The sequence below is a fragment of the Mycobacterium sp. SMC-14 genome (assembly GCF_046250075.1).
Taxonomy (GTDB): domain Bacteria; phylum Actinomycetota; class Actinomycetes; order Mycobacteriales; family Mycobacteriaceae; genus Mycobacterium.
The window spans coordinates 2,777,402-2,787,103 of record NZ_CP176429.1 but is presented as its reverse complement, the minus strand read 5'-3'; the positions used below and the strand labels follow the sequence as shown (position 1 = coordinate 2,787,103).

Below are 9,702 nucleotides of genomic sequence, written 5' to 3'. Positions count from 1 at the left end.
TTCGAAATTCGGGCCGATTGCGGGAAAGTCTATGCCGGAAACATTTGCGTCGATAACGTCGATAATGATGCCTGGGAGGGCTGGTGACTAGTCGGAAAGATCGGTTCGGCAAGACGGCGGTGCGCATGGCGCTCGGCCTCGCGGCGACGGTCACCGTGCTCTTGTCGGTGCAGACCGCTGCGGCGACGCCCGACGGCGATGCCCACGACGCCATCACGGCGGCCTGGCAGGCCGCCGGGGGCGACGGGTCGCCGCTGGGTGCGCCCAAGGGTGACGTGCACCCCGCCGGCGTTGGGTTCGCCCAGGACTTCGCCGGTGGCACCATCTTCTTCACCCCCGAGACCGGCGCCAAGGCGATCTACGGCGCGATCCTGGACAAGTACGAAGCGCTGGGCGGCGCGGTCGACAACGGTCTCGGATTCCCCAGCAGCGACGAAGTGCCCGGCTTGGTCCCCGACAGTCGGGTGGCCATCTTGTCCGGTGCCGACAACCCGGTGATCTTCTGGACGCCCGAGCACGGCGCTCACGTGGTGCGTGGACCCATCAACGCAGGCTGGGACAAGCTGGGCAGCTCCACCGGTGCGCTCGGCGTCCCGGTCGAGGACGAGAGCTACGACGGCGCCGTGGTCACCCAGAAGTTCAGCGGCGGGACGCTGTCTTTCGACAGTGCGACCAGGACGTTCACCACGGTTCCGCCGGAATTGGCGGCGCAGCTGGCTGATCTGCAGGCCCAGGTTGACCCGACCGCGGCCATCGACCAGGCCTGGCGCACCGCCGGCGGGCCCGCCGGAGCCCTCGGGGCCAAGCAGGGCGACCAGTACCCCGTCGGTGACAACGGCGGCGTGGGACAGGACTTCGCGCACGGCAAGGTCTATTTCAGCCCGGTGACCGGAGCCAACGCGGTGGTAGGCGACGTGCTGGCCAAGTACGAGTCGTTGGGCGGTCCGGCCGGCAGCGACCTGGGTTTCCCGATCACCAGCACGGCTGACGGAGCGATCTCTGGCAGCAGATTCAATTCGTTCGCCGCCGACGACGAACCGGTGATCTTCTTCAGCCCCGACAACGGTGCCTTCGTGGTGCGCGGCGCGATGAAGGAGGCTTGGGACAAGCTCGACGGAGCCTCCGGAAAGCTGGGTACCCCGGTGGGTGATCAGACCGTCGAGGGCGATGTGGTGTCGCAGAAGTTCACCGGCGGGTCGATCGCCTGGAACCAGGCCACCAACACGTTCAGCACGGAACCGGCCGACCTGGCGCAATCGCTGTCGGGCCTGCAGATTCCCGGGGCGAACCTGCCTGATGGCAGCAAGTCCACCTCGAATGGCGCAACCACCGAGTCGCACTGGAACTGGATGTGGGTGCTGATCCCCGTTGTGGTGCTGGCGGTGCTGGGAGCACTCGCCGGGGCCGCGATGTGGTGGCAGCGGCGGCGGCCGGCCGCTGTGCTGCCGGGCGCACCGGTTGCCGTGCCGCCGCCGGTAGCCGACGACTACGACGACGATGACGAGCAGTGGGCCCACCATGACCGGCACGAAGACCACCGTGAGAACGAGGGCACGGTCCGGCTGCCCAGTCGGTACGGCGCCTCGCCGTATGCGGCCGAGCCCGAACTGCCTGTTTCGTCGATCCCGGATGCTCCGTGGCTGCACTACGGCGAGCACGAGGCCGAAGCGGAAGCCGACGACGATGACGACACCGACACCGCCCCCACCCGGGTGGTGACCGAGGACGAGTTCGGTACCGGGCGGCATGCCGTGGGCCACGGAGGTGCCGGGTCGGACCCGCGCGCGTTCGGCTCTGCCGCGGAGCCCCGCAGGTTCGGTGGCGGCGCGGACACGCGTACGTTCGGCGGCGCCGCGGAAACACGCACCTTCGGCATGGACGAATCGGTACATCCGGTGATGCACCTGCCGCTGGACGACCCCTATCAACAGCCGACCGGCTACCCGATCAAGGCGAACATCGGTTCGGGGCTCTACTACACCCCGCAGAACGCGCTGTATGACGACACCCTCGCCGAGATCTGGTTCGCCACCGAGGACGCGGCGCGGCTCAACGGCTTCACCAGGGCCGGCTGATCACTGCAGCGGCAGTGACGCATCTTCGCGTTGCGGGCGCGGCCCGAAGATGCGTCGCTGCTCTGCGGTGATGGGAACATCGTTGATGCTCGACTCGCGGCGGCTCATTCGGCCGTCCGTGGCGAACTCCCAGAGCTCGTTGCCGTAACTGCGCCACCACTGGCCGGCCGCGTCGCAGCATTCGTACTGATAGCGCACCGCAATTCGGTCGCCCTGGTAGCACCACAGCTCTTTGCGCAGCGCGTAGTCGCGTTCGGCGGCCCACTTGCGTCGCAGAAATTCCTCGATCTCCGCGCGCCCGGTGATGAACTCGTCGCGATTACGCCACACCGAGTCCTCGGTGTAGGCCAGCGCCACCCGCGCGGGATCCCGGGTGTTCCAGGCATCCTCGGCGGCCCGCACCTTCTGGCGCGCCGACTCCTCATCGAAAGGTGGGCACGGCGCGACCATGGTCAGATCTTGCGGATGACGGTCACGACCTTGCCCAGCACCACCGCGTCATTGCCCGGGATGGGGTCGAAGATGGGGTTATGCGGCATCAGCCAGACCTGGCCGCCGGTGCGTTTGAAGGTCTTGACGGTGGCTTCGCCATCGATCATCGCGGCCACGATGTCGCCGTTGTCGGCGACGTTCTGCTGACGCACCACCACCCAGTCGCCGTCGCAGATCGCGGCGTCCACCATCGATTCGCCGACCACCTTGAGCAAGAACAGTTCCCCTTCACCGACCAGCTCGCGGGGGAGTGGGAACACATCCTCGACGGCTTCCTCGGCCAGGATCGGCCCGCCGGCCGCGATCCGGCCCAGAACCGGAACGAACGTGGGCTCCGGCAGTGCATCCGAACCGGCGAACTCGGTGCGCTGCGCGGCCTCGGCGGCGCCGGCCAGGTCCTCCTGGCCACGCACGTCGACAGCGCGGGGACGGTTGGGGTCACGGCGCAGATAGCCCTTGCGCTCGAGCGTGCGCAGCTGGTGAGCAACCGAGGAGGTCGAGGTCAGCCCGACCGCGTCGCCGATCTCGCGGATGCTCGGCGGGTAACCCCGTTCGTTCACCGAAGCGCGGATGACGTTCAGGATCGTGCGCTGCCGGGCGGTCAGCGCTGAGTCCGGGCCCGCCGCGTTACTGCTGCTGTCACTCATGGGGGCGAATCTAGTCGCATAGCTGCGATTAATCAAACATGTGTTCGAGGTGTGTCGCGCGGACGTTCGAACTTATCCTCGAGTTGTCGGACCCCTTCGCTAATGTTTTCGACAACGATTCGATCACATGTTCGGACATCGAACATACAATCGATTAGTATTCGAACAGTCGAGCGAACAGGGTCGCCGACGCCGAGTGAGGGAGAACCGCACATGATGCTCATCGACACGATCGCTCCGTCGTTCGAGCCGGCCGAGAACGAGCGGACCCGGGCGCATCACGGTCCCCGGACGTCGGGTCGCGCCTACCCGATCCGGACCCAGCCGGCACGGCTGGCCCGGCAGCGGCCAGGCGGTGCCCCGTTGCGCCACCGCGGTTCCGGCGTGCTGATGTCACGTGCGCCGCACCGGCCGCAGCCCGTCAAGGCCATCACCCCGGCGACCACCGTCGTGCTGGCCCTGATCGCCGCCGGGATCACCGTGTGGCTCGGGCTGATCGCCCAATTCGGCGCGGCCGCGGCCGGCAGTACCTCCGCCGTGCCCGACCAGCTCGGTGTGGTGCGCGTCCAGAGCGGGGAGAGCTTGGCGCACCTGGCCGCCCGGGTGGCACCGGACGCACCGGCCGGACAGGTCATCGAGCGCATCCGCGAGCTGAACAGCCTGGAGTCGGTGGCCCTGGACGCCGGTCAGACGCTGATCGCGCCGTTGGGCTGAGGTCGCAGTGTCGGTTCGGCCGCCGCTTGCGGCCACTGCGGGGCGCCGCCGGCAACCCGCGCAGGTACGCTCGCAGTTGTCCCAGTGGCCCACGGTGTCTCAGTTGTCTGAAGACCCGGGTTCCCGGCACGGCGAAGGAGCGGCAATGCACTGCCCGTTTTGTCGCCATCCAGACTCCCGGGTGGTGGATTCCCGCGAGGCCGATGAAGGCCAGGCCATCCGCCGCCGTCGTTCCTGTCCGGAATGCGGCCGGCGGTTCTCCACCGTGGAAACCGCGGTGCTCGCGGTGGTCAAACGCAGTGGCGTGACCGAGCCGTTCAGCCGGGAGAAGGTCATGCGCGGGGTCCGCCGGGCCTGCCAGGGCCGCCAAGTCGATGACGACGCGCTGAACCTGCTGGCTCAGCAGGTGGAAGACGCTGTGCGAGCCGCGGGTTCTCCAGAGATTCCCAGTCACGAGGTGGGGCTGGCGATCCTGGGTCCGTTGCGCGAACTCGACGAAGTGGCCTATCTGCGATTCGCCTCGGTGTACCGGTCGTTTTCCTCGGCCGCCGACTTCGAGCGGGAGATCGAGGCCCTGCGCGAACATCGCGAGATGCCCAGCACCGGTTGAGCCGTGCGGGCCCCACCGCGCACTACGCTGGCGGCATGGCACCCGAGTTGCATCCGAACCTTGTGGAGCTGGCCCCGCTGTTGGGCACCTGGTCAGGCCGGGGGTCCGGGGTATATCCCACGATCGCGCCATTCGACTACCTCGAAGAGGTGGTGTTCTCGCATGTCGGTAAGCCTTTCCTGGTCTACGGACAGAAGACGAAGTCGCCCAACGAAGGACTGCCGCTGCATGCCGAAACCGGCTACCTGCGGGTTCCGCAGCCGGGCCAGATCGAATGGGTGCTGGCGCACCCTAGCGGCATCACTGAGATCGAGGTCGGCAACTACACGGTCACCGACGACGGCGTGGAACTGCAGATGTCCGCACCGACGATCGGACTCGCACCGACGGCCAAAGAAGTGACGGTGTTAGGCCGCCACTATCGCCTCGCCGGCGACGAGTTGTCCTACACGCTGGACATGGGTGCGGTCGGCCAACCCGCGCAGAACCATCTCACCGCCACGCTGCGTCGAACCGGGTAGCCCGCGGCACCGATCTCAGTCGTCGCCGTCGAGGTTCTTCTTCGCCTCCTGCGCCAGGAACCGCTCGAACTCGGCGCCGAGCTCGTCGGCGCTGGGCAGCTCCTCGTCGCGGGAGAGCAGCGAGCGATTCTCCTGGGCGGTGATGAAGGCGTCGTACTGGCGTTCCAGCGCTGTGACCACTTGGGCTACTTCGGCGCTCGCCTCGACCTGCTGGTCGATCTTGGTCCGGATCTCGGCCGCCGAGTCGCGCAGCTCGGCGAGCGGCAACTCCAGTGCGCCGGTCTGGGCGGCCTGCTTGAGCAGCGCCTCGGCGGCCTCGGGATAGTCCGTCTGGGCAACGTAATGCGGTACGTGCACGGTGAAACCGACGACCTCGTGGCCGTGCTGCGCCATCCGGTATTCCAGCAGGTTGGACGCGCTGCCGGGAACCTGAACCTCGGTGATCCACGGGGTGAATTCACTGATCAGGTCACGGTTGTTGGAGTGTGCGGTGAGCGTCACCGGCCGGGTGTGCGGAACGGCCATCGGGATCGTGCCCAAGCCGATGGTCCGGCGCACCCCGAGCTGCTCGGCCAGCAGCCGTACGGCGGTGATGAACCGCTCCCATTTCAGGTCGGGCTCCATGCCCGCCAGCAACAGAAACGGGGTACCTGCACTGTCCCGCAACGCGTGCAGGCTCAGCTCGGGCTCGGCGTAGTGGGTGAAGTGGTCGGACTTGAACGTCATCAGCGGTCGCCGCGACCGATAGTCGAGCAGGTCATCGATCGCGAATGACGCCACCAACTCACTGTCCAGCTTGCTCTTGAGGTGCTTGGCCGCCAGCCGGATCGCGTGGCCGGCGTCGGAGAAGCCTTCCAGGGCATGGATCAAGACCGGCCCCTCGCCGTCCGCCGACATCACCTGGGGTGCCGGAATCTCCAGCTCGTACATGCCGCTCTGCTCGGGCTGGTATTGCCAGCCCCGGTCGGGACCGTTGTCCGGGTAGTCGGCCATCGCCGTCGCCTCCTCATTGTGCAGATCGCAAGGGATCGCACCGTCTATTTTCCCCCACCGGGGGCCACGCCGGAAAACCGCGCGCGCATGTGGTGGACAACGTACGCGGGCGCCGGGGGATTCCACGGCGCTGACGGCGTTCGCTGAGCGGTGAAATGGCTCCCGGCGGAGCCGCTAGCCGCGGAATTGCTGCAGGGCACGCATTTTATTCATGACGTCCAATGCAGCGTTCTTGTATGCCTCGGAGAAGGTCGGATAGTTGAATACCGCGTCCACCAGGTATTCCACCGTTCCGCCGCACCCCATGACGGCCTGGCCGATGTGCACCATCTCGGTCGCGTTGGTGCCGAAGATGTGCACGCCGAGCAGCGTTAGATCGGTCGTCGACACCAGCAGCTTGAGCATTCCGTAGGAGTCACCGGCGATCTGTCCGCGGGCCAGCTCCCGATAGCGGGCCACGCCCACCTCGTAGGGGATCGCGCTGCGGGTGAGCTCCAATTCTGTTGCCCCCACGTAGGAGACCTCCGGGATCGAGTAGATCCCGATCGGCTGCAGGTCGGTGATCCCGTCGGTCGGCTCGCCGAAGGCATGGTAGGCGGCCAGCCGGCCCTGCTCCATCGAGGTTGCGGCCAGCGCGGGGAAGCCGATCACGTCGCCGACCGCGTAGATGTGATCCACCGACGTCTTGAACGTGGTATCGACGACGATGCGGCCGCGCTCGTCGCTGTGCAGACCGGCTTTGGTCAGATCGAGGTGGGCGGTGTGACCGTGGCGGCCGGCTGAGTACATCACCGTCTCGGCGGGGATCTGCTTACCGCTGGCCAAGGTGGTGACGGTGCCGCTCGAACTGACGTCCACGGCGGTCACCTCTTCGCCGAACCGGAAGGTGACGGCGAGGTCGCGCAGGTGAAAACGCAGGGCTTCGACCACCTCTGGATCGCAGAATTCCAGCATCGAGTCCCGTTTCTCCACCACGGTCACTCGTGTTCCCAACGCCGCGAACATCGACGCATACTCGATACCGATCACGCCGGCGCCGACTACCACCATTGACGCCGGAATGAACTTCAGATCGAGGATCCCGTCGGAGTCGAGTACGCGCTCCTCATCGAACGTGACCCCCGGCGGCCGAACGGGTTCTGTTCCGGTGGCGATGACGACGTAGTCGGCTGTGACGGTTGTGGTCTCGTTGCCGTTCTGTCCCTCGACCACGATCGTGTGGGGATCGATGAAACGCCCGTGGCCGACCAACAGGTCGACACGGTTGCGCATCAGTTGGTTACGTACGACCTCCACTTCCCTGCCGATCACATGTTGGGTGCGGGCGAGCAGATCGGCGGGGGTGATCTTGTCCTTGACCCGGTAGCTGGCTCCGTACAGGTCGCGCTGATTCATCCCGGTCAGGTAGATCACGGCCTCGCGCAGGGTCTTTGACGGAATGGTGCCGGTATTGACGCAGACCCCACCGATCATGCGGCCGCGTTCGACCAGGGCGACAGATTTGCCGAGTTTGGCCGACGCTATGGCGGCCTTCTGTCCGCCTGGGCCCGAGCCGATCACGATGACGTCGTATTCCCTCTTCGAATCCATGACACTGACACTTACGCGCTTTCGGCCGGTCGTGCATCTTGAAGGCTCATCGATGCACAGTTGCGGGTCCATCCACAATGCGAGGGCCTGTGCCGAGCTGGTGCGCCCTTGATGACGGTGACGGTCGTCACTGTTGCTGCCATGACGACCAAGCAACCGGAATTCACGCTGAATCGGCCCGGAGCACTTATCGCTGCGCTGCCGGCGATCCTAGGCTTCGTGCCGGAGAAATCCCTGATCCTGGTGTCGCTCGACGGGGGTGAACTGGGCTCGGTGCTGCGGGTCGATCTCTCGGAGGCGCTCGTGGACACCGTCGGCCGGCTCGCCGACGTCGCCGCGGCCGCCGCTCCGGCAGCGGCCATCGCGGTGATCGTCGACGCGGCGGGGGCGTGCTGCCCAGTCTGCAACGAGCAGCACCGCCGACTGGTCGCTGCGCTGGCCGAGAAGTTGTCGGGCCACGGCATCGTGCTGCTCGGTGCGCATGTGGTGGACCAGGTGGCCCATGGCGGGCGTTGGCGCTGTGCCGACGGCTGCGGCGTCGGTGGTCCGGTCGACGATCCGGAGGCCTCGCCGCTGGCAGCCGCAGCGGTGTTGGAGGGCAGGCGGCTGTATGCCCGGCGTGCCGACCTGCAGGCGGTGATCGCCCCCGATGACGCGGCACGCTGTGCCGCGGTGGCCGCGGAGATCGCCGACTGTTCGGCGCAGTGGGCGGTGGGGGAGAGCAACAGCGTGGATCGGGTCCGTCGCGACGTCGAGCAGGTGCTGGCCGCTCTCGTTGCGCTGGCGGGCGGTCGGGAACCGACCGTTGCGGAGCTGGCCCGGCTCGGTTGCCCGCTCGCCGACGTACGGGTCCGGGACACCCTGTGCGGGTTGGCAATCGGTGAACGCGCCGCCGACGCCGAGCGGCTCTGGTCGGTGTTGGCCCGGACCCTGCCCGAGCCGTGGCGAGCCGAGGCATTGGTGCTGCTGGCGTTCAGCGCCTACGCACGCGGAGACGGGCCGCTGGCCGGGGTCTCACTGGAGGCTGCCCTGCGCGGCGAGCCCGGACATCGGATGGCCGGCCTGCTCGATACCGCGTTGCAGTCGGGGCTGCGGCCGGAGCGCATCCGCGGACTGGCAGACACCGGCTATCGGCTGGCGCAGCAGATCGGGGTGCAGCTACCGCAGCGGCAGGGGTTCGGTCAGCAAGCCGGCTGAGCCGGCGGTTCAGCGAGGTTCGACGGAGGAGAGGCGAAGCTGGGACCTCCGCATGACGCGGTGGCCTTCAGACCTTCTGGACCTTGACGGCGTGTGCCATCTCGAAGGGCAGGCTCACGTCGGCATGGCCGGGGATCACGATGGTCACGCCGTCGTCGCCATCGGCCTGCACGGTCACCCTGGCGTTGGGCACCACGCCGGCTTCCTTCAGCCGAGTGATCAGGTCGATGTCGCCCTGGACGTGCTCGGTGAGCTGGCGCACCACCACTGCCACCGGCGAACCGGCCGGCAACTCGGTCAGCCGCACCAAGTCGGAATCCCAACCGGCGGAGCCGGCGCCGAAGCCGAGGTCGGGCAGGCCGGGGATGGGGTTGCCGAACGGCGATGTGGTCGGGTTGTCGAGTACTTGAACCAGGCGACGCTCGACGTCCTCGCTCATCACGTGTTCCCAGCGACAGGCCTCGGCATGCACTTCTTCCAGCGGCAAGCCGATGATGTCGACGAGCAGCCGCTCAGCCAGCCGGTGCTTGCGCATCACGGACACGGCCAGGGTGCGGCCCTTCTCGGTCAGTTCGAGGTGACGGTCGCCGGCCACTTTGAGCAGGCCGTCGCGTTCCATCCGGGACACCGTCTGGCTGACGGTCGGACCACTTTGTTCCAGTCGCTCGGCTATCCGCGCACGCAGCGGGGTGACACCCTCTTCCTCAAGGTCGTAGATCGTCCTGAGGTACATCTCGGTGGTATCAACCAGGTCATTCATTCCGCACCTTCCGTCGCAGCTGAGTCTACTTCGGCAGCCGAGTACACGGTTAGCGAGCGACGCTCGGCGCTGCGGCTACAACATAGCTCCGGCGGGCCACCGA

At 67.1% G+C, this 9,702-nt stretch carries 10 protein-coding genes; 5 read left to right on the top strand and 5 right to left on the bottom strand.

Features of this window, described 5'->3' with window-relative positions; genetic code table 11:
- Positions 1 to 125: 125 nt before the first annotated feature.
- Positions 126 to 2,075 (top strand): LGFP repeat-containing protein, encoded by a 1,950-nt coding sequence (locus tag ACKY0W_RS13050; protein WP_409437773.1) that lies wholly within the window; start codon positions 126 to 128, stop codon positions 2,073 to 2,075.
- Here ACKY0W_RS13050 and ACKY0W_RS13045 read toward each other — a convergent pair whose 3' ends face one another.
- Together ACKY0W_RS13045 and lexA are read right to left on the bottom strand one after the other, a co-directional pair.
- The gene (locus ACKY0W_RS13045) at positions 2,076 to 2,525 is read right to left on the bottom strand and encodes a nuclear transport factor 2 family protein (protein WP_409434392.1); all 450 of its coding nucleotides are present in this window, start codon (positions 2,523 to 2,525) and stop codon (positions 2,076 to 2,078) included. It lies immediately after the preceding gene.
- A gap of 2 nt (positions 2,526 to 2,527) precedes the next feature.
- A complete protein-coding gene (gene lexA / locus ACKY0W_RS13040; RefSeq protein WP_406781382.1) occupies positions 2,528 to 3,214 on the bottom strand; it encodes a transcriptional repressor LexA in 687 nt (228 codons plus the stop codon).
- 213 nt (positions 3,215 to 3,427) lie between these two features.
- On the opposite strand from lexA, the gene ACKY0W_RS13035 reads away from it, so the two are divergent.
- The 3 genes from ACKY0W_RS13035 to ACKY0W_RS13025 all read left to right on the top strand — a co-directional run bounded on the left by ACKY0W_RS13035 (position 3,428) and on the right by ACKY0W_RS13025 (position 5,059).
- Positions 3,428 to 3,928, top strand: a complete 501-nt coding sequence (locus ACKY0W_RS13035; RefSeq protein ID WP_409434391.1) for a LysM peptidoglycan-binding domain-containing protein — start codon at positions 3,428 to 3,430, stop codon at positions 3,926 to 3,928.
- 145 nt (positions 3,929 to 4,073) lie between these two features.
- Complete coding sequence (gene nrdR, locus ACKY0W_RS13030) at positions 4,074 to 4,538, top strand: transcriptional regulator NrdR (RefSeq protein WP_406759107.1); 465 nt, start codon at positions 4,074 to 4,076, stop codon at positions 4,536 to 4,538.
- A 35-nt stretch (positions 4,539 to 4,573) separates the two neighbouring features.
- Complete coding sequence (locus tag ACKY0W_RS13025) at positions 4,574 to 5,059, top strand: peroxynitrite isomerase (RefSeq protein ID WP_409434390.1); 486 nt, start codon at positions 4,574 to 4,576, stop codon at positions 5,057 to 5,059.
- A 15-nt stretch (positions 5,060 to 5,074) separates the two neighbouring features.
- Here the strand turns inward: ACKY0W_RS13025 and ACKY0W_RS13020 are convergent, their stop codons facing one another.
- Together ACKY0W_RS13020 and sthA are read right to left on the bottom strand one after the other, a co-directional pair.
- Complete coding sequence (locus ACKY0W_RS13020) at positions 5,075 to 6,052, bottom strand: proteasome assembly chaperone family protein (RefSeq protein WP_409434389.1); 978 nt, start codon at positions 6,050 to 6,052, stop codon at positions 5,075 to 5,077.
- A 174-nt stretch (positions 6,053 to 6,226) separates the two neighbouring features.
- Positions 6,227 to 7,642, bottom strand: coding sequence for a Si-specific NAD(P)(+) transhydrogenase (gene sthA / locus ACKY0W_RS13015; protein ID WP_409437772.1), 1,416 nt, complete (start codon positions 7,640 to 7,642; stop codon positions 6,227 to 6,229).
- Between the two features lie 141 nt (positions 7,643 to 7,783).
- Here sthA and ACKY0W_RS13010 point away from each other — a divergent pair, with 141 nt between their 5' ends.
- Positions 7,784 to 8,839 carry a DUF4192 domain-containing protein gene (locus ACKY0W_RS13010; RefSeq protein ID WP_409434388.1) on the top strand — a complete coding sequence of 352 codons (1,056 nt, stop codon included), beginning with the start codon at positions 7,784 to 7,786 and terminating at the stop codon, positions 8,837 to 8,839.
- 67 nt (positions 8,840 to 8,906) lie between these two features.
- On the opposite strand, the gene ACKY0W_RS13005 is transcribed toward ACKY0W_RS13010, so the two are convergent.
- Entirely contained in the window at positions 8,907 to 9,599 is a 693-nt protein-coding gene (locus ACKY0W_RS13005) for a metal-dependent transcriptional regulator (RefSeq protein WP_406759102.1), read from the bottom strand.
- Between the last annotated feature and the right edge of the window lie 103 nt (positions 9,600 to 9,702).

Excerpts from the sequence above, each read along its gene's own strand:
- ACKY0W_RS13050 (WP_409437773.1), top strand. The coding sequence starts at position 126 with ATGGCGCTCGGCCTCGCGGCGACGGTCACCGTGCTCTTGTCGGTGCAG.
- ACKY0W_RS13045 (WP_409434392.1), bottom strand. The coding sequence starts at position 2,525 with ATGGTCGCGCCGTGCCCACCTTTCGATGAGGAGTCGGCGCGCCAGAAG.
- lexA (WP_406781382.1), bottom strand. The coding sequence starts at position 3,214 with ATGAGTGACAGCAGCAGTAACGCGGCGGGCCCGGACTCAGCGCTGACC.
- ACKY0W_RS13035 (WP_409434391.1), top strand. The coding sequence starts at position 3,428 with ATGATGCTCATCGACACGATCGCTCCGTCGTTCGAGCCGGCCGAGAAC.
- nrdR (WP_406759107.1), top strand. The coding sequence starts at position 4,074 with ATGCACTGCCCGTTTTGTCGCCATCCAGACTCCCGGGTGGTGGATTCC.
- ACKY0W_RS13025 (WP_409434390.1), top strand. The coding sequence starts at position 4,574 with ATGGCACCCGAGTTGCATCCGAACCTTGTGGAGCTGGCCCCGCTGTTG.
- ACKY0W_RS13020 (WP_409434389.1), bottom strand. The coding sequence starts at position 6,052 with ATGGCCGACTACCCGGACAACGGTCCCGACCGGGGCTGGCAATACCAG.
- sthA (WP_409437772.1), bottom strand. The coding sequence starts at position 7,642 with ATGGATTCGAAGAGGGAATACGACGTCATCGTGATCGGCTCGGGCCCA.
- ACKY0W_RS13010 (WP_409434388.1), top strand. The coding sequence starts at position 7,784 with ATGACGACCAAGCAACCGGAATTCACGCTGAATCGGCCCGGAGCACTT.
- ACKY0W_RS13005 (WP_406759102.1), bottom strand. The coding sequence starts at position 9,599 with ATGAATGACCTGGTTGATACCACCGAGATGTACCTCAGGACGATCTAC.